Source organism: Gardnerella sp. KA00127 (assembly GCF_049244125.1).
Classification (GTDB): domain Bacteria; phylum Actinomycetota; class Actinomycetes; order Actinomycetales; family Bifidobacteriaceae; genus Bifidobacterium; species Bifidobacterium swidsinskii.
Genome location: NZ_CP058377.1, coordinates 598,141 through 617,432, shown reverse-complemented (window position 1 = coordinate 617,432; position 19,292 = coordinate 598,141). Strand labels below are relative to the sequence as shown.

24 protein-coding genes are annotated in these 19,292 nt (G+C 45.7%); 19 read left to right on the top strand and 5 right to left on the bottom strand.

Features of this window, described 5'->3' with window-relative positions; all coding sequences use genetic code 11:
* The first annotated feature begins 56 nt into the window (after positions 1 to 56).
* From HXT48_RS02340 to HXT48_RS02325, 4 genes are all read left to right on the top strand, one after another.
* Positions 57 to 266, top strand: coding sequence for a hypothetical protein (locus HXT48_RS02340; protein ID WP_155104752.1), 210 nt, complete (start codon positions 57 to 59; stop codon positions 264 to 266).
* A gap of 9 nt (positions 267 to 275) precedes the next feature.
* Complete coding sequence (locus HXT48_RS02335) at positions 276 to 653, top strand: DUF3310 domain-containing protein (protein ID WP_012914311.1); 378 nt, start codon at positions 276 to 278, stop codon at positions 651 to 653.
* Entirely contained in the window at positions 643 to 909 is a 267-nt protein-coding gene (locus tag HXT48_RS02330; protein WP_119522664.1) for a hypothetical protein, read from the top strand. The genes HXT48_RS02335 and HXT48_RS02330 overlap by 11 nt, the downstream gene beginning before the upstream one ends.
* A 179-nt stretch (positions 910 to 1,088) precedes the next feature.
* Positions 1,089 to 1,709 (top strand): hypothetical protein, encoded by a 621-nt coding sequence (locus HXT48_RS02325; RefSeq protein ID WP_288231160.1) that lies wholly within the window; start codon positions 1,089 to 1,091, stop codon positions 1,707 to 1,709.
* 95 nt (positions 1,710 to 1,804) lie between these two features.
* Here the strand turns inward: HXT48_RS02325 and HXT48_RS02320 are convergent, their stop codons facing one another.
* The 5 genes from HXT48_RS02320 to HXT48_RS02300 all read right to left on the bottom strand — a co-directional run bounded on the left by HXT48_RS02320 (position 1,805) and on the right by HXT48_RS02300 (position 4,971).
* Positions 1,805 to 1,954: a hypothetical protein gene (locus tag HXT48_RS02320; protein ID WP_012914315.1), complete on the bottom strand. Its 150-nt coding sequence runs from the start codon at positions 1,952 to 1,954 to the stop codon at positions 1,805 to 1,807.
* A gap of 488 nt (positions 1,955 to 2,442) precedes the next feature.
* The gene (locus tag HXT48_RS02315; protein ID WP_421793148.1) at positions 2,443 to 2,769 is read right to left on the bottom strand and encodes a hypothetical protein; all 327 of its coding nucleotides are present in this window, start codon (positions 2,767 to 2,769) and stop codon (positions 2,443 to 2,445) included.
* 388 nt (positions 2,770 to 3,157) lie between these two features.
* Positions 3,158 to 3,775 (bottom strand): hypothetical protein, encoded by a 618-nt coding sequence (locus HXT48_RS02310; RefSeq protein WP_421793147.1) that lies wholly within the window; start codon positions 3,773 to 3,775, stop codon positions 3,158 to 3,160.
* A gap of 14 nt (positions 3,776 to 3,789) precedes the next feature.
* Positions 3,790 to 4,074: a transcriptional regulator gene (locus tag HXT48_RS02305; protein ID WP_421793146.1), complete on the bottom strand. Its 285-nt coding sequence runs from the start codon at positions 4,072 to 4,074 to the stop codon at positions 3,790 to 3,792.
* 177 nt (positions 4,075 to 4,251) lie between these two features.
* Positions 4,252 to 4,971, bottom strand: a complete 720-nt coding sequence (locus HXT48_RS02300) for an ArdC-like ssDNA-binding domain-containing protein (RefSeq protein ID WP_421793145.1) — start codon at positions 4,969 to 4,971, stop codon at positions 4,252 to 4,254.
* Positions 4,972 to 6,030: 1,059 nt separating this feature from the next.
* On the opposite strand from HXT48_RS02300, the gene HXT48_RS02295 reads away from it, so the two are divergent.
* The 15 genes from HXT48_RS02295 to HXT48_RS02225 all read left to right on the top strand — a co-directional run bounded on the left by HXT48_RS02295 (position 6,031) and on the right by HXT48_RS02225 (position 19,289).
* On the top strand, positions 6,031 to 6,555 hold the full coding sequence (locus HXT48_RS02295) for a hypothetical protein (protein WP_012914320.1): 525 nt from the start codon (positions 6,031 to 6,033) through the stop codon (positions 6,553 to 6,555).
* Positions 6,545 to 7,675, top strand: a complete 1,131-nt coding sequence (locus HXT48_RS02290) for a terminase (protein WP_244261705.1) — start codon at positions 6,545 to 6,547, stop codon at positions 7,673 to 7,675. The genes HXT48_RS02295 and HXT48_RS02290 overlap by 11 nt, the downstream gene beginning before the upstream one ends.
* Positions 7,672 to 8,331 (top strand): terminase, encoded by a 660-nt coding sequence (locus HXT48_RS02285; protein WP_041160517.1) that lies wholly within the window; start codon positions 7,672 to 7,674, stop codon positions 8,329 to 8,331. The genes HXT48_RS02290 and HXT48_RS02285 overlap by 4 nt, the downstream gene beginning before the upstream one ends.
* On the top strand, positions 8,328 to 9,704 hold the full coding sequence (locus HXT48_RS02280; RefSeq protein ID WP_421793144.1) for a phage portal protein: 1,377 nt from the start codon (positions 8,328 to 8,330) through the stop codon (positions 9,702 to 9,704). The genes HXT48_RS02285 and HXT48_RS02280 overlap by 4 nt, the downstream gene beginning before the upstream one ends.
* Positions 9,694 to 10,839: a hypothetical protein gene (locus HXT48_RS02275; protein WP_421793143.1), complete on the top strand. Its 1,146-nt coding sequence runs from the start codon at positions 9,694 to 9,696 to the stop codon at positions 10,837 to 10,839. The genes HXT48_RS02280 and HXT48_RS02275 overlap by 11 nt, the downstream gene beginning before the upstream one ends.
* A 27-nt stretch (positions 10,840 to 10,866) precedes the next feature.
* Entirely contained in the window at positions 10,867 to 11,493 is a 627-nt protein-coding gene (locus tag HXT48_RS02270; protein ID WP_421793142.1) for a hypothetical protein, read from the top strand.
* A 20-nt stretch (positions 11,494 to 11,513) separates the two neighbouring features.
* Entirely contained in the window at positions 11,514 to 12,368 is an 855-nt protein-coding gene (locus HXT48_RS02265; RefSeq protein ID WP_421793141.1) for a P22 phage major capsid protein family protein, read from the top strand.
* Positions 12,369 to 12,370: 2 nt separating this feature from the next.
* A complete protein-coding gene (locus HXT48_RS02260; protein WP_012914327.1) occupies positions 12,371 to 12,949 on the top strand; it encodes a hypothetical protein in 579 nt (192 codons plus the stop codon).
* Entirely contained in the window at positions 12,946 to 13,410 is a 465-nt protein-coding gene (locus HXT48_RS02255) for a DUF6093 family protein (RefSeq protein WP_012914328.1), read from the top strand. Before HXT48_RS02260 ends, HXT48_RS02255 begins: the two co-directional genes overlap by 4 nt.
* The gene (locus tag HXT48_RS02250) at positions 13,397 to 13,768 is read left to right on the top strand and encodes a hypothetical protein (RefSeq protein WP_421788794.1); all 372 of its coding nucleotides are present in this window, start codon (positions 13,397 to 13,399) and stop codon (positions 13,766 to 13,768) included. Before HXT48_RS02255 ends, HXT48_RS02250 begins: the two co-directional genes overlap by 14 nt.
* Positions 13,765 to 14,166: a hypothetical protein gene (locus HXT48_RS02245; RefSeq protein ID WP_119522521.1), complete on the top strand. Its 402-nt coding sequence runs from the start codon at positions 13,765 to 13,767 to the stop codon at positions 14,164 to 14,166. The genes HXT48_RS02250 and HXT48_RS02245 overlap by 4 nt, the downstream gene beginning before the upstream one ends.
* An 8-nt stretch (positions 14,167 to 14,174) precedes the next feature.
* Positions 14,175 to 14,756, top strand: a complete 582-nt coding sequence (locus HXT48_RS02240) for a hypothetical protein (RefSeq protein ID WP_421788795.1) — start codon at positions 14,175 to 14,177, stop codon at positions 14,754 to 14,756.
* A 145-nt stretch (positions 14,757 to 14,901) separates the two neighbouring features.
* Complete coding sequence (locus tag HXT48_RS02235) at positions 14,902 to 15,402, top strand: hypothetical protein (protein WP_119522524.1); 501 nt, start codon at positions 14,902 to 14,904, stop codon at positions 15,400 to 15,402.
* A gap of 128 nt (positions 15,403 to 15,530) precedes the next feature.
* A complete protein-coding gene (locus HXT48_RS02230; RefSeq protein WP_049762331.1) occupies positions 15,531 to 15,767 on the top strand; it encodes a hypothetical protein in 237 nt (78 codons plus the stop codon).
* Positions 15,768 to 19,289, top strand: a complete 3,522-nt coding sequence (locus tag HXT48_RS02225; RefSeq protein ID WP_421793140.1) for a phage tail tape measure protein — start codon at positions 15,768 to 15,770, stop codon at positions 19,287 to 19,289.
* Positions 19,290 to 19,292 lie beyond the last annotated feature (3 nt).

Below are 19,292 nucleotides of genomic sequence, written 5' to 3'. Positions count from 1 at the left end.
CGAAAAACAAATAATCAAAGTACTAGACGAACAGTCACAGAAAGACAACGACAATAATGGTAGTAAACATCAGTCAGAAAGATAAGACGATTGAGCACGTGCGAGAACGCTTGAGTCAAGCCTACGGTGAAATATCGCCGCACGTGCCAGACAGTGCAATCCAATACTTGGACGCGTATGATGCGCTAATCCGCAAATACTTAACTGAAGATTACGAGTACAGTAACCCAAGCATGCCGTTAGAAGAACCAAACCACACAAAATAGGGGGGTATCATGAGCACACCAGACTACTACAAATACGATGACGGCGAAACACGCTTCGAATGCTTCGATATAAGCCGCTACTACTCAGTCGACTGGGCGCAAGTAATACAGTACGTTTTCCGCTGGCAGAAAAAAGGCGGCGTGGAAGACCTAGAAAAAGCGTTAGTGTGCGCAAAAGACGCACGAGACAACGGCATAACTCCCAAGCCAATCACAAAAAGCCACATACTTCGCCGAACAATAAAAAGAAAACTTATAATTCTCAGTAAACAAGATTTTAGCAATGCCCACAAAGTGTGGGAAGGCATTATAATGCGCTGCGACGCCACAGATGAGATTATTGCCGCGTTAGAAGAAATGATAAGGGACGCAAAAAATGTTGGATGACGATAGGCTGAAAATGCTCAGGGAAGCCATTCAAATCGACCAAAATATTCCCACAATTCTACACAACGAAGCAACAAGCGAATACATAAGCATTCCACTATGCTTAATCTACGGCAATAGCTACGAGAAAGCACTCGATAATCCATGGTGTTGGACATCGCACGCGCTAAAACAATGGCAAGATACAGTAAATAAAAGCATCGAAGAGTACAATAAGAAGAGCATCAATAAACAGAAAGAAAGGAACAGCTCATGATGGGCACAATAATGGTAATCAGCATAATACTATTCATCGCAGTGATGATATTTGGATTCGTTGCTTGGATCTACGACTTGCTCCATTGCAAGCCACACAGCGAACTCGGGCAACGTATTCTACGACTCGATGAAAACAATAATCCAATCGAAGATAAGAAAAAATAGTAAAGGAAACGAATGCACGATAGTAGTGAACGCAGACTATGCCGTGAATGCCGTCACACTTACGCGAAAATAATCCGCGCGTTGCCAGCGCAGACTACTATCGTGCGTCAAATCGCTTATAAGCAGGTTAGGCTCACGCACCTTGGTCATACTCCGTCGCGTGGTATTCCACCAATGCCGTTGAACACTCGCGCGTTGAATCTCATTGACCGTATCCATGCACAGTGTTGTGTTGTGCTTGGTCAGATTGATGCGCGTTACGCGCAGTTGCCGCTTAACCCGGTGTTACGGTTGATGGTGCAAAACGTGAAAAAAATTCCGCAGTTGCCGGCGGCAGTCTACGACTTGAAAGAATGGCAAGCCATTGAGCGTGATTATGATACGCTCACGACCCCGGACGAAATTAAACACCCTATAGGGGTATGCCCGAAATGTAACATGCCAGCCGCGGCGCACACATGGGATAGAACCTACACGTGCGCACATTGCGGTTGTAGTAGTATTGTGACGGACATGGTAACAAAAGCTAAAAAAGCACTCAAAAACAATAGGGGGGGTCTTGGAATAAGTCCAAAAAAAGTCAAGAAAAACCCCGGTCATATATACAAGCCATCGAACAATTCACAGTGCTAACACACTACAAACAGCACAAAAACGTTTAAACAACAACCCATTATCAAAACATTAGAAAACTTTAATCAAAACAATCCTAAACAAACTACTGAATTTTAAACATTCAAAAAATTACATAATTCGCCCACATCACACTCTAAAACAGTGCGCCAATCAGCCAGTAAGCCTTTAACGTATGCGCCACTAGCTTCTAAATGCCACACCAACGCGCCAATACCACCAACGCACCCAACCGTTGGAAACATTAGGGGTTCACTACACCCCACACTCTCCCCCCACCGTCCCCAGCCTTAACATGCGAACGTAGCTTATGATCCCAACAACAAGCAATACTAGAAAACACTTAACAAATACTCTAACTGTTAAAAATGCAACAACTTTTCACACAAACAAACCAAAGCCATACAAGACAAGACACAATAGTAAAAACAGTACGCTTACCCTAAACTCGCTCGTTTATCAAAAGTACAGCACAACACAGAACGCAGCCATAATAACCAGTCAAAGCATTACGCGGCAAAAGCAAAACCAAACCAAACCCAAAATTTTTGCACAAAAATTCGTGAGATTATGCCATATATTTTTTTAATAAATTATGAAGCCCTTCAAAACCCCAAATCCGCCTTATTGTTAATGAGAATCATTATCAATAACTGAAAACGTTTGCAAAAAACATGATTATTGAGAAGATTCTCATTATCAATAAAAGCGAAAAGAGCCATCGGAAAGCCCCCTAATCCTTCGCGTCCTCACTAAGCTCACGCAGCAATGCTAAGCCCTCAACCTCAGACACGGGCAAGCACACGGGCGCGTAGGGGCGGCGCGCCGCCCAATCGCGGATAGTATCATAACGCCACAATGGCGCGCGAAGCTTAAACCCAGCCAGCGCGTCAGGCAGCGGCAAATCAAAAGGCTTCACACAACCGTCCTTATAGTGTCGCCGCGCCGTCGTCAAATACCGTAATACCGCGCTTTTTTTCAAATCCAACAGCACAGCCACGTCGCGCGCCATCAGATACATTGGCGCGCCTTTTTTAGCTCTAAAATCATATTCACTCATAATTCATCGTCTCCTGATACTCTAGCGCGGTCAAACTACTTGCGCTACTAGCTCGCTTTTTTCTGCTCCCATGCCAACACCGCGCCGCGCTGCGAGGGAATAGACACCATCTATGATACTATCGGCGCGCTCCCTACCTGTAGGGGGTATCCAAAAAAGTACAAGCCGCAAGCCCCCCAATCGCTCTATAATGTCGCGCGTCTCTAAATCCTTTTCAACCCTTCCCTATATGTCGTACTAATCTGCATTCTTGTCCTTTCTTTTGATACGCTAAAGTGCCGCACGCCTACACGTGCAGCACTTACGCTATTTCTGCTATTTTAAAAGTTTTTGTAATTCTTCGGCTAGGCTTGCGCGAAAATCATAATCCGGCATTTTTGCCCCTCTCTTAAATAAAAACCGGCTTAGGGGTGCGCGAATCCCAGCGTACGCAAACTACGCATTTTTGCGAGCCATCAGCATTACGCATGGTATGCCCGATGCTCCAGTCGCGTTTTAATGCCTCGTGGAGTAAATCCTCGCGCAACCCCCGCGCTTTGAAATAACGCCAAGAGTAGAAACAAGTGCCAACAATATCAAGGGAATCACCTTCACTGTCAGACTCGTTGGCACAGCTCTCTAAAGCGTATTTGCCGTTCTTGTAAAAAGTGATTTTCACGCCAGCGTCTTTCTTGAAAAGCTTAGCTACTTTATGAGTGTAAATAACGTAAGAGTACACGGTTTTCTTCGCGTAGACGATTCGCTTTTCCTCATCACGATTCACTTCAAAGCCAAACACCTTCAGATTGCTTTCAATTAAAGACTCTAAAGAGCCTCCTTTTTCGCTCTCTTCCTTCCAGTCGTCGCGAGTGATGTCTATCTCAGTAAGGGCTTTGCCATTGTTGCCATCGTGTTCATCTTTAATGTCAACGCGCCCATCCTCATAAAGGACAATCCTTAACTTCTGACGATGCAGAAACATCATGGTAACGTCTCGGGCGTTGATAGTGTAGGTAATCTCTTGCATTTTATGCTCCTTTTTTAGTTTCTCGCTTGTTTAATAGCTTGGTAGGCTTTTTGGATATCCTCATCCAAAGTTTCAGCATCTGCAAAAAGTTCAAATTCTTCACTGTTTAGCTTTCCTTCGCTAGCCTTCCAGAGTTCCTCATGGGCTTTCAGAGCGCACGTTTTTGCTGTTTGCGCAATATCGAACATACTAATAGCCGAACCAATTTTTCCTTCTTCAGCTTTTTTGATTGCGTTTAACGCGTAGCGGCGGCAGTTTTTAACTTCGTTTGTAAGTCTTTGTAAAATTTCTTTTTTCATTTTGTTTTCCTTTGTTTTTGAGCTTCCGCTCTTGTTTTCCTTGACATTTTCTATATTACCACATGTCGCGCCTTTGTCAACCTCGGCGTGTCGCGTGATAGGCTAGTAAAGCCGTGGTGCAAGGGCGAGTTTTCCTTTTTCGTCCTCTTGACAATGACGCGCCACGGCGCTTTTATATCAAGCCACAGCACACAATGCGCAAGCCTTCGACTTATCAAGCAAAACCTCAATAGCAGCCGCATAATCACTCAGCGCAGCGCTAGTATTTCTAGCAAAAATATTACAAACGCCAGCCACACACTCAGTCGCTAGACGCTCTAAAGTCACGCCATCAACACCCCAAGAAATAGACACTTCAGGCACTTGCGGCGCGCCATCAACCTGCGAAGAATCAAAAACATAAGCCAAACCAGCACCGCACATTGCATCCTTAACCACAAGCTCACCACTAGCCACGCGCGCCTTCTCAGCATCAGAAAGACGCGCAACCGCACCTACAGGCTTGCCGCTCTTCGTATAAGCGCACTTGTAAGTCTTAGGAGAAACAAGCGCCAAGCCCTTACTGCCTTTCTTGACCATCACGTCCGCTTTCTTCCACTCAGAAAAACCACGCACGCGACCAACCTTCGGCATTTGCGCAATAAGCATCAACATGTTACGCATACTATAGTGCTTGTCCGTGTTTATAGCCTTAAAACGCGCCACGCTACCAACAAGACCAATAACGCCATCAACAGACTGGAAAGCCTCATGAAGCACGGCGGCAACTTGGCTAGTAATAGAATCCGCTTTCTCTTGAGCCTTCGCGCGCGCCTCTTCCTTAGAAGGCTTTACAGTCTTAACGTCAGGCTGAGCGGTCGTAACAGTTTCGTCGAAAATATCGAAAGTATCCTGCATCTTAATTTCCTTTGTTTTTGAGCTTCCGCTCTTGTTTTCCTTGACATTTTCTATATTACCACATGTCGCGCCTTTGTCAACCTCGGCGTGTCGGGCTTAAACCCGTCACATGATAGCATGGAAGCAAAGCGACAAGCATATATATAAAGAGCTAACAAAGGGGACGGCGTTTATACCGTCCCCTTTTCTTATACCCATCGACACCCCTAAAAAAGAAAAAGCAGAGCAACGCCGCGCACTACCCACCTATTACAACTCCACTAGCCCCCTAGCCCCCCCCCCTAGCACCACACCCACACACACAAAGCAAAGCAAAGCAAAGCGCACACAAGCCACAAAGAAAAAGCTTTATCACCCCAACCCCACTCACTCACACACCCTATATATAGAAAGAGGCACGCCCATGCTCAAGCCATGCCCTACCCCAGGCTGCCCCACCCTCATCCCCCCCACCACCCGAGCATGCCCCAAATGCCTAAAGAAGCTAAGACACACCACCAACGCAAAGCCCTACACTAGTGCAGGACATCGCAAAGCAAGAGCCAAGCTCCTCGCACTTCATCCTTACTGTCAATGCGAAGGATGCAAAGCACACAAAGGATTATGCACACAAGAAGCCACAATCGCTGATCACTATCCTTTAGAGCGTTTCGAGCTTATCGCAGAAGGCAAAAATCCTAATTCTTTGCGCTACATGCGTGCATTGTGCAAAAGATGTCACGACATCAAAACCGCGCGCACAAGACCAGCAGGAGCCGTGCTACAGAGATACCAATAAACACCCCATAAGACATTGCAAACGTTTGCAAAAAACACCCCCCAAATACCCCAAAAATCGGTAGGGGATAGGGGTATTGGGTATCGATTTCCAAAAGCGCTGCCTAACTCTCTTTTTGTTGCGCCGGGTTCAAAAGATTTGGCAAGAATGGCTTATTTTCAACGTTTTCAGCATTTAAGAGAGTGTTACTTTAATAATTACCCCTACCTTTTCTCTAAAAATCCCGGGAGTGTCGCCATCCGGCAAAAATCGTTGGAAACGTTAGCATTTTTGGAGGTTTTATGAGTTCTGGACGTGGTGGAGCTAGAGTTCGCAGTGGTCCCGCGCCTGACCCACATTCGCGCAATAGTTTGCGAAAAGGAGTTAAAGCTCTAGTACTTTCCGCTGATGGTTTTGCTGGCGAAATCCCTAAATTCCCCTTGCCGCAGTTTCGTGTTGTTGATTCTGAAGGAGTTAGGGATACTAATGGAGAAAAGCGTTTTGCTAGTCGCGAGAAGACTGTTTGGAGACATTTGTGGAGTTTGCCACAAGCTGAAGCTTGGAGTATGCCTGAGTATTCTTACATGTTTTTTGAGATTGCTTTATATGCGCGTCAGCTTGTGATTTGTGAGCAGGCTGGCGCGAGTGCTGCTGACCGTGGCTTGTTGCCGCGTTTTGCTGATCGCATTGGTCTTAGTGAAGCTGCTATGGCTGGTTTTGGTTGGAGTATTCGCCGTGATTCCGTTGTTGATTCTGCTCGCGATTTGAGTGTGATTGATGGTGTTCGCGTGTTACCTCGTCGTATGCGTGGTGGTGATGATGCTTAGTTCTGATAATTGGCATGTTGATTTTCCTACTCTTGCTGATGTTATTGATGCGTGGATTCAAGCGCATTGCAAACAACCTGATGGCTTTAATCGCGGTAAGCCATTTGTGCTTGCTGACTGGCAGTTTTGGTTGGCAGCGAACCGTTGGCGTATTCGCGAGGATGCTAAATTCGTGCCGCCTGAAGAGGTCACGACTGATAATCCTATGGTTTTGAATCAAGCGTTTACGTATCGCCAAACATTGTGTGTTGCTCCTCAGAAGACTGGTAAAGGTCCATGCGCAGCGGCATTTGTTGCTGCTGAAGCTGTTGGCCCTACTGTTTTTAACGGTTGGGCGAAAAAGGGAGATGTTTACCGTTGCTCTGATTGGGGTTGTTCTTGTGGTTTTGAGTATGCGTACTTGCCGGGCGAACCTATGGGTAGACCTCAACCATCACCTCTTATTCAGTTGACTGCTAACAGTGAAGACCAGGTACTTAACATGTATCGTCCTTTGAAAGCTATGGTTTTGCTTGGCTCTTTGAAGGAACGTTTGCGTGTGCGTGAGGGTTTTATTCGTGTGCTTAATGGTGATAGTGATGTGAGTGATGCGGCTGACCTTGACCGTATTGATATTGTTACTTCTTCTGCTCGTAGTCGTTTGGGTAATCCTATTACTGACGCTGAACAGGATGAAGCTGGCTTATATACGTCTTCTAATGGCATGGTGCAGGTTGCTCAGACTCAGCGGCGCGGCGCGGCTGGTATGGGTGGGCGCACTCACGCGTGGACGAACGCTTATGACCCTACTGAGAATAGCTACGCTCAGCAGATTGTCGAGAGTGGTGACCCTGACGTTTTTGTGTTTTATCGTAATCCGGATTTGGCTCCTGAGTTGAGACGTGAAGATGGTTCTTTGATGTCTTTTTTGAAGCGTAGTGAACGCCGCAAAATCCTTGAATACGTATATAAGGGTTCGCCTTGGGTTGATTTGGACAGTATTGAAGCTGAAGCAGCTAGCTTGCTTAAGACTGACCCATCGCAAGCGGAACGCTTTTTTGGCAATCGTCTTGTTCAAGGTGCTGGAGCTTGGATTGAGGAAGCACAGTGGGCTGAAGCTTATGGGGGGTATCAAGATTGAGTAAAAAACATGAGTTATGGCTTGAGAACCCCCCAGCAGGCACTAGCGTGTGTGGTGGTTTTGATGGTTCTGAAAATGATGATTTTACGTGTTTTAAGCTCGAAACGTTGAGTGGTTTTATTTTCACACCTCGCTATGGGTATGATCAGCGTCCTACGATTTGGAATCCTAAAGAGTGGGGTGGGCGTATTCCTCGTGGTGAAGTTATTGCTGCTATGGATGAGCTTGCTCACAAGTATAAGTTTGTGCGTATTTATTGTGACCCGGGGTTTAAGGATGAGATGAGTTGGGAATCTCAAATTGATGCTTGGGCGCGCGCGTATGGTGAGCGTGTTTTTGTTCCGTGGGTTATGAACGGTAGTAATCGTATCACGGCTGTTTATAAGGCGTTGCGGCGGTTTGAGGAAGATTTAAGCACACACCGTATTACGCATGATGGTTGTCCTATTACTAACGCTCATATTGTGAACGCGCGGCGTATCCCTAAGACAGCTGAAAGATACGGTCTTGGTAAACCTCAGCAGGATAGAAAGATTGATGCTGCTGTTGCAACGATTCTTGCACATGAAGCAGCGTGTGACGCGCGCATGGATGGTTGGGGTGAAGAAAAGCCGAATCTTATTTATTCGCCGTCTAATATGAGGAGACTTAGATGACACTTAATATTGATGATGTAAATGTGCTTCTTCGTAGGTTGTTGATGCAGGTTATTGGTCGTCAAGCAGATATTACAAAGCATGTTGAGTATTTTCGCGGACGCCGCGGTAAACTGCCGTTTACTAGCCGTGAGTTTAAGAAGTATATGGAGAATCGTTTTAACTCGTTCTCTGATAACTGGTGCTCTACCGTGGCGCAAGCGCCGGTTGAGCGTATTCATTTTCAAGGGTTTATTACGCCTGATAGTAGTGTTGCTCCTGATTCTTTGCATCGCGTGTGGCAGGATTCTGATGCTGACCGTGGTCTTAGTGAAGCGGCACTTATGATGATGGTTGCGCGCCGCTCATATGGGTTGGTTACTCAAATGGCTGACGGTCATGCGCGTATTACTTTTGAGAATCCTGATTCTTGCGCTATGGAGTTTGACCCACGTACAGGCGCGCCTACTGTAGGCTTAACTCTTGGTGGCGAAGGCTCTGACACTGGCGTACTGTATTTTCCTGACTGTTATATGCTTGTTCGTAAAAATGCTGATATGGCGTTTGGTTCTACTGGCGTGGAGAGTTGGGCGGTAGACGAATCTACTTTTCAGCCGAATCCGCTTGGTGTTGTTCCTATGGTTGAGTTTCGCAATCAGTGTATGCTTGACCGTTCTCCAATTTCTGATATTGAGCAAGTTGAAGCTATGCAGGATACTGTGAATGTTATTTGGGCTTATCTTCTTAATGCTCTTGATTATGCTTCTATGCCGGCTCGTGTGATTCTTGGCGGCGAACGTTTGCAAGAGGGTGTTTATGATACTAACGGCACTCTCGTTGGTAGTCGTCCGGCTGACCTTGAAAAGCAGATGATGGATAGGATCTATCAGATTACTGGCGATGGTGTGAAAATTTCAGAATGGCAGCCAGCTAATTTAGACGCGTTTTTGCCGGTTATCAAGAAGGCTGTTGAACATATTGCGGCTGAGACGCGTACACCGTCTCACTATTTGCTTACGTCTACTGAAGTGCCAGCGACTGGTTATGAGGTTGCCGAAGCAGGTTTAGTCAATAAGATTCTTGATCGTATTTCTTATTTGCGTGGCGGCGTGAAGCAGTTATGTTGGCTCGCAATGCTTACTGAAGGTGATAAAAATGCTGCTTTGCTTGTGCGTAATAGTACTGTGAAGTTTGCTAATCCTCAGTATCGCAGTGAAGCGCAAATGATGGACGGACTTATTAAAATGCGTCAAGCTGGGTTCCCGTTTGAATATGTTGCTGAATATGCTGGGTTGAGTCCTCGTGATGTTGAACGCGTTCTTATGATGCGTGAGAAAGAGATGAGTGACCCGACACTTGAGAAGATTGCAGGGCAGTTGAAGCATGACGCGTAATCTTCAAGCTGTGGACACGTTCCATAAGCGCGTGACGGCTCGTGAGGCTGTTGCTGTTCGCGCTGCACGTCACGCGTGGAGTCGTGTGGATAAGAACGATATTCGAGGTTCCTGGGCACGCGTTAAACAGCCTTTAGTGGACGTGTTGAGTGACGTGCAGGAGCAGGCTGTTGACGCTGGCTTGGATGCGAATGTTGATGTAATGGCTGAGATTGGTCAATATTCGGCGCCTGAAGCGCTTGTAGATTCGCATGCTTTTTCAAAGTTTAGCGCCGGCGGCGTGCCGTTGGACGAGTGGGTTGACCGTCCAGCAATTCGCACTCTTGAACTTATTAAAGAGGGTGTTGGTGTTGATGAAGCGTTAGGACGCGTCGGAGGTTCGTTTAGTTCTAGTGTTGCAACAAACCTTGCTGATGTGATTAGACAAGCGCAACAAGCGGATATTGCCACTCGCAGGCATATGGGTTTTATTCGTTGTTGCAATGCGGACGCGTGCAAATGGTGCATCGTATTAAGCGGCAAAATATACCGTTATAACACTGGCTTTGAGCGTCATATGAATTGTCATTGCTACCATTTGCCCGTCAACTTGGACGATGTTGGATCTGTTATGGATATTGCTCCATCTCCGATTGAACTGTTTAACAGAATGAGCGAGTCTGAGCAGAATAAAACTTTTGGAATAGTTGGTGCAAGAAGCATTCGTGCTGGTGCCGATATTGGACAGATTGTGAACAGCAAGCTTGATAGCGCACGCATTACCAAGTCTAGCCGTTCTTATTTCGCATTACAGCTTAAAGATAAGGGGTTTACTCTCCCCTCTGCTAAAGACAAGTCGCGCAAACCATTTAGAAGGCTAACTGTTGATGAATGTTGGGCATCTGGGAATCGTAAAGAAGCCATACAGAGACTTAAGGATAACGGTTACATTCTTCCTCGCGATTTTAGGTATGAGCACAGGAAAAACATTAGCGGATTGTGGGAGTTAAACCCAGCTGTTAGACGTGCTGAGCAGATTTATCAAGAAGCTGTTAAGAGTGAAGATTTAGCGCGTATTGCGCAGGCTGAAAAAGGTTTGCGTGAAGCGTATGAGAAGATTTCCGATTCCATGTCAAACGGCATGGGTTATAGGTGACGAAAGGTCAAGGAAAGGAGAAAAACCATGCAAGATGGTGAAAACAATAATGAGCAAGCACAGGATAAACAAGAGCCTGAGCAGATTCAACAGGATGCTAGTCAGTTGACTACTGAGGAAGCTATTGAAAAGTATAAGGCACAGCAGCATGTGAATCGTGACCTTGAGCACAAGTACAAGGATGCAATGAAGAAGCTTGACGGGTACAAGGGCATGGAAGAGCAATTAGCAAAGCTGCAAGGTCGCGAAGCTGAGTATCAGAAAGCTGAAGAACTCGCAAAAATTCAGCAACAGGTTATTGCGAGCGCTAATCAGCGTGTTCTTAAGAGTGAGATTCGCGCCGCCGCTGCTAGCGTGTTAGAGAATCCGGCAGATGCAACAATTTTCCTTGATCTATCAAAATTCACCGTTTCCGATGATGGAGAAACCAATTCTGAGGAAATTAGTAACGCTTTGGGCGCGCTTGTTAAAGAGCGCCCATATTTGGCGAAACGCCAACCAAACACTGGTGTCGTGAGCACGCCTCCTAGCGGCACGCGTGCTCAGACTGTTCAGCAGCTTACACGTGAGCAGCTTAAGGGTATGACACCAAGCGAGATTGCAAAGGCTGATGCGGAAGGCAGGCTGCGCAACATTCTAGAAGGCAAAAAATAATAATTACTTAAGGAGAAAATATGACGGGTCTTAACAATTTTATCCCAGAAATATGGAGTGCTAATATTCTTGTCACTCTTGAGAATTCTCTCGTGTTTGCAAATCTGGCAAATCGTGAGCATGAAGGCGAGATTAAAGCGTACGGCGATACCGTGCATATTACAGGTATTGGCGATATCCAGATTCAGGATTATACAAAGTATGGCAAGCTAACAATTCAGCCTGTTACTGATATTGATGCTGGTGTACTTAAGATTGACCAGTCTAAGGCGTTTGCTTTTGAAGTAGACGACTTGGACACAGTTCAGGCTCGCGATGATTTGCGAGGCAAATTCCAGGAGCGCGCCGCATACAATCTTGCTGCTGAGGTTGATAAGTATGTTGGCGGACTTATGGTTACTGCCGCCGCCGGTAAGGCTTTGAAGAAGACTTACACGAAGCCAGAAGACGTGTATGAAAGCATTGTTTCTCTTGGCGTGAGACTGAGTAAGCAGAATATCCCAACTACTGGTAGATTCCTTGTGGTTGACCCAGATATTTACGGAATGCTGCTTTTGGACGACCGTTTTGTTAAGAACACTGCTGTTGAGTCTGCAACATTGCACAATGGTTTCGTTGGTAACGTGAACGGTTTCACCGTGTATCAAACTAATTGTATGCCAGGCAATACTGATACGAAGCATACTATGCTTGCAGGTTCTACTATTGCTACTACTTTCGCACAACAGATTTCCAAAATGGAATCGACACGTAGAGAAGAAAGCTTTAGTGATCTTATTAAAGGCTTGCTTGTGTACGGCGCTAAGGTGATTCGTCCTGAAGCTCTTGCAACATGCGAACTCACCACTACTGGCTCTGTTTCTAGGACTGCCTGATTATGAGTTTGGCGACGATTGACGATTGCCGCCGTTTCAAAGTGCAGGTCGACGGGCGCGAAGCGGAAGCTGAAGCACTGTTAGAAGTTGCCAGCAGCAGCATTACAGCGGCTGCTGGCTCTCCTATTATGCGCGGAACTCACACGGTTGTTTTACCGGGCGTTGACCGCAAGCGCCTACCATTACCATTCCGTCCAGTCACTCACGTTGAGTCAGTTCTCATAGACGGCACACTTGACACTAATTGGAAACTTATAGGAGATTCCTTATATCGCGCCAACGATTGGGCGTCTCCTAATGAGCCAACTAGTGTACAAGTAACGTTTACAGCCGGCTTCGTGAACATTCCAGAGGATATTAAACGCCTTTGTTGTTCCATGGTTGCGGCTGGTTTAGCTCAAACTGAGAACGGCGGATTGCAAACACACACTGGCGTAGCGTATGAGCGCATTGACGACTATCAGATTGGTTACACGCAAGGTGAAAACGCTCTAGTAGACGCAATGCAACTGCCCGAAGCAACATGCAAAATGTTGCGCTCGCGGTTTGGTTCTCCCGGTTTGGCGGTGAGGATTATATGAGTGCTCTTAGCGTTGTACGTCGTGCTCAACAGGCAGCTGAGTGTCTTATGGTTGATACTGTGCTAGTGAAACGGGTAACGGGTTATGTGTTAGATGAGCAGACTGCTTTGCAGAAGCCATCGTATATGAAAGTGTATGAGGGCAAGTGTAAGTTGCAAGCTTACGATTCTAATGGTGCGAATAGTGCTAATAGTGCGAACGGCGTGAGGTTGAGCGATAAGGTGAATTATGGTTCTCCTATGCTTTCTTCTACGCAAGGTATTCACTTTCCTATGAGTGTGTCCGGGCTTGCCCCGGGTGACATTGTGGAAGTCATACATAGTGTCAATAAGGCTCTTGAGAATCGCGTGTTTAAGCTGGCTTTGAATACTAGTGCTAAAACGTTTACTTCGGCGCAACGCTGGGTATTGAACGCGAATCTTGAGACTGTAGAGGCGGTGGAGAATAATGTTTCGTCTTGAATCTTCTGAGCTTTCACGGTTCGCAGGTGCTTTGCATACGGCTTTTCGTGTGAAAGATGAGCAGGTTGAAAAAATTGTTGCTCACGCAGCACTCAATGTGAAGAAAGCTGTTAAAGCTGATTTAGCAAAATCAGACTACTGGTATTTTCGCGAAACGCCTATCACGTATGAGATTGAGAAAAAGTTTCATGAAGTTACAGCTACTGTAGCACCGTCAAAAGGCAGACCGGGTAGTGTTATTAACTTCGCTTTTTTTGGCTCTGAGCGTGGTGGTGGCACTCACAAATTCTATGAGTATGCTCAGCCTGAGTTTGACACGATGATTGAAGAAATGAGAAAGGTTGGTGTTGAAATATGACAACTTTTCTTGAAGCTCGAAAAGAGGTTTTAAGCATCATAAAACTACCCGACGGGTGGAAACGTTACGAGGACGGGCAAGCACCGTTGTCAAAAACCACTCTCCCACCGTGGGTAATTTTTACCGTCAAACCGCAAAACAGATTCCACTGTGAAGCTGGCGAAACGCGATTGCGATACGCGCTCATAGAAGCACGCATTGTAAACGCTTCACAGTTGAGCGTTGATTTGCTCGCTGAAAAACTCATAGACATGGTTGAAGCTGCAAAACTACAAAACATTGAGGGTATGAGCGTCTACAGGGATTCTGGCTCATACCCGGGAGATATGAAGAATCTCAGTCAGAATATGAATTATGTTGTGCGAGTCGTCGAATGGCGGTTCGCATTTAATATTTAGGAGACATTATGACAGTTGAAATTGCTAAAGTTCCAACACATCTTGCTGCTGGCTTACACCGTACTATTTGGGTGCCAGCTTCTAATGGTATTGCTGATATTCATAAGCCTACTGTGGCTGAATTGGAGAAAGCTGGCAATATTGATTTGAGTATTTACTTGGGTTCTCATGATGCGTTTAGTCTTGATCACTCGCAGGAAACTTTTAACGATGAGCGTGAAGCTTATGCTGTAGCTGGCAAGATTAACGGCATGGAAAAGTATGAGAACGGCAAGCTGCACGTTATTGATAACACTAACACTAAGGATGCTGAGAAGTACAACGAAGCTATTAAAACGCTCACTAAGGGTGCTCGTGGTTTCTTTGTGCGCAGGCGTGGTAAGAAAGCGTCTGAAGAGTTCGTGGCAGGCGATGTTGTTAGCGTGTTCCCGGCAACTATTGGTTTGAAAACTGCGTTTAAGGATAATCGACAAATGAGTTTGATTAACTTTGCCGCTGACCCATCTTCTTCTGATGAGGAAAGTGTTGTTGTGGATTCTGCTAGTGCTGTGCCTGCATCTTCTACTGTAGTGTCGAACTCAGCACAGTAGTAATAATTCTTTCTTGCCGGTTTTTGTGGTGGATTGGCAAGAAGTATAGGGGAAGCGCGTGCGAGTTTTTGTTCCTTTCCTCGCACGCGCCTTTACTTTCTAACACCACAACATACCCCACCCCCCTATTAATTGGAGTTTTATTATGCCTATTAAATACATTCAACCACAATTAACTGTTGATATCGTAACTGACCTTGTATCATTGCAAAAAACGCTCATGCTTACTCAAGAGCTTGTACTTATGCAGCAGGACGAAACGAACGCTATTCGCGATGGACGCTCAGCTGACGAAGTACTGGAAGAAATACATAAGACAAAAGAACTCGCAGACCGTAGCGTTATTACTATCACTTTACAGGGCTTAAACCACTCTAAGTGGAGTGAATACGTTATTAAAAACACAGAAAACAAAGAGGACGAAGATACTCCAACAATCAACGTTAAACAGGCTGCGCTTGAAGCGTTCCCGGCAATGATTGTTAAAGCGCAATACAAACTGAGTAAACGCAGTGTGAGTAATGATGATGTGAAAGAGTTATTGCCAAAGCTTGCTGACTCGCAGATTACAGACATTGTTACAACTATTCAAAATCTTAACGAACCAACAACCGCATTCCCAAAAGAATTAACGCAGCTTATTTAGAATATTTCCCTAGTCTCGTAGCGCAATTAAAAACTGCACGTAGGCTAGGGATTTCTTATAAGCGATTCTGCGGATGGCAGCCAACTGATGACGATCCTATCGAGTGGGATGAAACAGAACGCGCATGGATGCTCGCACTGGATGAGTATGAGAACACAGTTCTTTGCCCACTGTGCGGAATGCCGTCTAAGTTCTGCCATGATTATTTGAAAGTAAATGACACGTTTGAGCGCGCAAAAATCGAAACATGTTTCGTAAGTGCTATGCGTGAGCAGGCGATGGAAAAGTATTTGAAAGATGACCGTCCGGGCACTACGCGCTCGCAAACTACTAAGCTAGTGCCGTTTGGAGTTGAGGAGGAGTAAATGGCGCAAAACGAGAATATTACTATTCGCATGACCGCGGATATTGCTGACTACTCGGCAAAACTCCAAACGGCAGCACACTTGACTGGAAAGTTTGACAGTTTTGTAAAGAGTGCTGGTACTACTGGGGAAAAGACCGGTCGCATAATGAGGGCACTTGCTATTGGTGCTGGTGCAGTTGCTGTTGCTATTGGTGTTGATGCTACGCGTCGCTTTGCCGAGTTTGACCAAGCTATGGCGGCTGTTAGGGCTAACGTCACTGAGAATGTTGGAGAGTTAAAGAAGCTTGAGACAGCAGCGTTGGATGCTGGGCGTAGTGGCATGTTTTCTGCAACTAAAGCTGCTAATGCTATCAATGAGCTTGGTAAAGCCGGTGTGAGCGTTAAGGATATTATTGGCGGCGGTTTGAAGGGTGCTCTTGATTTGGCAGCTGCTGGTGAGATGAACGCTGCTGATGCTGCTGAATTGACGGCTTCTGCATTGAATCAGTTCGGGCTTGCTGGTTCTAAAGCGTCTCATGTTGCAGATTTGCTTGCAGCTGGCGCAAACATGGCACAGGGTGGTGTGCAAGATATGGGCGAGGCATTGAAGAACGTTGGTGTTAACGCTCACATTCTCGGAATGAGCGTTGAGGAAACTGTTGGCGCTCTAACACTGTTTGCATCTAAAGGTTTGGTTGGTTCTGACGCTGGTACAAAGTTTAATGCTATGCTTCAGAATCTTGTTGCACCGTCTATTCGAGCGCAGGGTACTATTAAGAAGCTTGGATTGCAGATTTATGATTCTCAAGGCAGATTTGTTGGCTTAGCGAGTGTTGCTCAACAGTTGCATGATAAGCTTGGGCATTTAACTCAGGCGCAACGAAATGCTGCTCTTGGACGTATTTTCTCTAACGCAGCATTGACAACCGCTAACACTTTGTATGAGCAGGGCGCAAAGGGTGTTGAAAAGTATACGAAGATGATTAACCAACAGGGGTTCGCGTCAAAAGTTGCTAACACTCAGATGGATAATCTCAAAGGTCAGCTCACTCGCCTTGGCAATGCGTGGGATACCATGCTTATTAAAATCGGCAGCGGCGGCAAAGGTATTATAAGCGGCATGATTGGGGCTGTTACCGGGCTTGTTAACGCATTCGCAGCCTTACCTCCTGAAGTTCAGCAAGCCGTCATTGCAATAACCGCGCTAGTCGGTATTGGTGCTGGACTGTATGACATGTATCGTAAAAGTTCTAGATATGGTGGCGTTGTTGCTAAGAGTTTTGACTTTATAGGCAGTAAAGCAAAGCGGCTATTTACGCTGTTGAAGAGCACAAAACTTGGTGCAGGACTTGAATCAGCCTTTAGGAGCTTAAGCAGTACTGCAACTGATACTTTTTCAAGTATTGGGTACAAGATTGCTGGGGCTAGTTCTGGGTTGAGTGTTTTTAAGGCTGGCGTTCTCGGATTAACTGCTGTCACAACAGGAGTTCTTGTTGCTGCATTAGCGGCAGCAGCGATTGGTTTTGTGATGTGGCAAGCTAAAGCTGATGCTGCCAAAAAGCAGACTGATGCACTAAAAGATACTGTGCGTAATAGTGGTGACGTATATCGTAAGCTTGCTGATGAATTAAAAAACGGCAATGATGGAGTCAGCTGGTTTACAAAAGGCACTCAGAATTTTACTGACGCTCTTAAAACTTGCGGCGTAAGCATGGACACGTTTGTTAGCGCAGTCAAAGGCAGCAAAACCGCTGTCACGTCTTTCAATAAAGCCTTAGATAAGACTTGGAAAAACTCTACTCCAGACAGGTTCGGCGGAATCACAAAACAATCTGTCAACATTCTTAAGGAAGCGTTTGATCAAGCAAAAAAGAGCGTTAAAGACGCACAAAACGCGATGAAAGAGGAACAAGCGCAGCAGAAAGCAAATGCGCTAGCTTCTTCGCAGCACGCGGACGCGCTCATGAAGGGCGCGGAAGCCGCAGCCAAAAACAGTGGTGAAATATTAAAAGTCGCTAAAGTAGAAGACATTCTTATAGCAAAATTCGGTGCTAGTAAAAACGCTATCAACGCTCAAGCAGAAGCCATCAACAATAATGTTGAAGCAATGCAAAAATACTACGGTTTCGCAATGGACGCTGACCAAGCACTCACAAACTTGGATAAAACAATACGCGAAAGTAGTAAAAGCGTTGCAGAAGCCGGTAAACATTGGATGGATAACACTGATGCTGCCGATAAAAACATGAGCGCGCTCACAAGCCTTGCTAAGCAAACATTCGAAACCGCTGAAGCGATGGCTAAAAACGGTGAAAGCGTTGAAAATGTAACCAAAGCATTCGACAAAGGCAGTGCCGCGTTCGTTGACCTTGCTCAAAAAACAGGCATGAGCAAGGATAGAGCAATTGCGCTCGCAAAAGCTTGGGGTATTAGTCATGATGCGCTCATGAAGCTGATTGGGGCTGCGAAACAGTCTAATGTTGAAGCAAAAGTTACCGCAAAAGACAACTTTAGTGAAGTGTTTAAAAAACAGAATCTATCTGTAAAAAACCTTAAAGGCGGTAAGTTTGAGATTACTGGCAACAACAAGAAGGCTCTTGATGCTATTGCTAAAGTATCAAAAGCAAAGCTTGACCCTAAAAAGCTGACTCTTACTCTTGATAAGAAACAGCTTCAGACCGCTCTTGATGCGGTTAAAAAAATGAAGCCGGTTGAAGTTAAGGCAAAAGTTAAAGCTGACACTAAGCAGGCTAAAAAAGCTATTGCGGATGTTAGTAAGGCTAAAGTGCCGGACAAGACTGTCAAACTCAAAGGTGATAAGCGTAATCTTGACTCGACTATGTCTAAAGCTAAAGCAGCTAAAGTGCCGGACAAGACTGTCAAACTCAAAGGTGATAAGCGTAATCTTGACTCGACTATGTCTAAAGCTAAAGCAGCTAAAGTGCCGGACAAGACTGTCAAACTCAAAGGTAATAAAACTGATTTCCAAAACAAGTTTAACAGCGCACAAAGCGCACGGTTAAGAGATAAAACTGTGTATTTTAGAGCGAACGCCAATGAGGTTTGGAGTGCTATAAATGCGATTAATAACGCTAGCGTACACGTCAATGCTCGAGTTCATCGCGCGAATGGTGGTGTCGTGTATGGTGCTGGTACTGGTACATCAGATAGTATTCCAGCGATGCTTTCTAACGGTGAGTACGTTATGACAGCCGCCGCGGTTCAGCGCATTGGCGTGAACATGCTTGACCGTTTAAACTACGGGAACTCTATTGCAGGATCTGAGAAACCAGCATCTAATACTGGTGGGGATATGCTCGTGAACGCTGTGAATGGGTTACGAAACGATATGCGCGCGTTAAACGACAGGCTGGTCGCGTCAGGGCGTGTGGCTAATTCTAACGTTGCTGAAGCAATGCGCAGCGTTTTTGACGATGGAGTAAAACTCAAGCTTGATGCTAACGGTCGTGAAGTAATGGCTGGGCTGCTTGCTACGCCTATGAGCCGAGAACTTTCTCACATGATAGATTTAGGAAGGTGAAAA

Coding starts and splice junctions, on each gene's coding strand:
- HXT48_RS02340 (WP_155104752.1), top strand. CDS start 57: ATGGTAGTAAACATCAGTCAGAAAGATAAGACGATTGAGCACGTGCGA.
- HXT48_RS02335 (WP_012914311.1), top strand. CDS start 276: ATGAGCACACCAGACTACTACAAATACGATGACGGCGAAACACGCTTC.
- HXT48_RS02330 (WP_119522664.1), top strand. CDS start 643: ATGTTGGATGACGATAGGCTGAAAATGCTCAGGGAAGCCATTCAAATC.
- HXT48_RS02325 (WP_288231160.1), top strand. CDS start 1,089: ATGCACGATAGTAGTGAACGCAGACTATGCCGTGAATGCCGTCACACT.
- HXT48_RS02320 (WP_012914315.1), bottom strand. CDS start 1,954: ATGTTTCCAACGGTTGGGTGCGTTGGTGGTATTGGCGCGTTGGTGTGG.
- HXT48_RS02315 (WP_421793148.1), bottom strand. CDS start 2,769: ATGAGTGAATATGATTTTAGAGCTAAAAAAGGCGCGCCAATGTATCTG.
- HXT48_RS02310 (WP_421793147.1), bottom strand. CDS start 3,775: ATGCAAGAGATTACCTACACTATCAACGCCCGAGACGTTACCATGATG.
- HXT48_RS02305 (WP_421793146.1), bottom strand. CDS start 4,074: ATGAAAAAAGAAATTTTACAAAGACTTACAAACGAAGTTAAAAACTGC.
- HXT48_RS02300 (WP_421793145.1), bottom strand. CDS start 4,971: ATGCAGGATACTTTCGATATTTTCGACGAAACTGTTACGACCGCTCAG.
- HXT48_RS02295 (WP_012914320.1), top strand. CDS start 6,031: ATGAGTTCTGGACGTGGTGGAGCTAGAGTTCGCAGTGGTCCCGCGCCT.
- HXT48_RS02290 (WP_244261705.1), top strand. CDS start 6,545: ATGATGCTTAGTTCTGATAATTGGCATGTTGATTTTCCTACTCTTGCT.
- HXT48_RS02280 (WP_421793144.1), top strand. CDS start 8,328: ATGACACTTAATATTGATGATGTAAATGTGCTTCTTCGTAGGTTGTTG.
- HXT48_RS02275 (WP_421793143.1), top strand. CDS start 9,694: ATGACGCGTAATCTTCAAGCTGTGGACACGTTCCATAAGCGCGTGACG.
- HXT48_RS02270 (WP_421793142.1), top strand. CDS start 10,867: ATGCAAGATGGTGAAAACAATAATGAGCAAGCACAGGATAAACAAGAG.
- HXT48_RS02265 (WP_421793141.1), top strand. CDS start 11,514: ATGACGGGTCTTAACAATTTTATCCCAGAAATATGGAGTGCTAATATT.
- HXT48_RS02260 (WP_012914327.1), top strand. CDS start 12,371: ATGAGTTTGGCGACGATTGACGATTGCCGCCGTTTCAAAGTGCAGGTC.
- HXT48_RS02255 (WP_012914328.1), top strand. CDS start 12,946: ATGAGTGCTCTTAGCGTTGTACGTCGTGCTCAACAGGCAGCTGAGTGT.
- HXT48_RS02250 (WP_421788794.1), top strand. CDS start 13,397: ATGTTTCGTCTTGAATCTTCTGAGCTTTCACGGTTCGCAGGTGCTTTG.
- HXT48_RS02245 (WP_119522521.1), top strand. CDS start 13,765: ATGACAACTTTTCTTGAAGCTCGAAAAGAGGTTTTAAGCATCATAAAA.
- HXT48_RS02240 (WP_421788795.1), top strand. CDS start 14,175: ATGACAGTTGAAATTGCTAAAGTTCCAACACATCTTGCTGCTGGCTTA.
- HXT48_RS02235 (WP_119522524.1), top strand. CDS start 14,902: ATGCCTATTAAATACATTCAACCACAATTAACTGTTGATATCGTAACT.
- HXT48_RS02230 (WP_049762331.1), top strand. CDS start 15,531: ATGCTCGCACTGGATGAGTATGAGAACACAGTTCTTTGCCCACTGTGC.
- HXT48_RS02225 (WP_421793140.1), top strand. CDS start 15,768: ATGGCGCAAAACGAGAATATTACTATTCGCATGACCGCGGATATTGCT.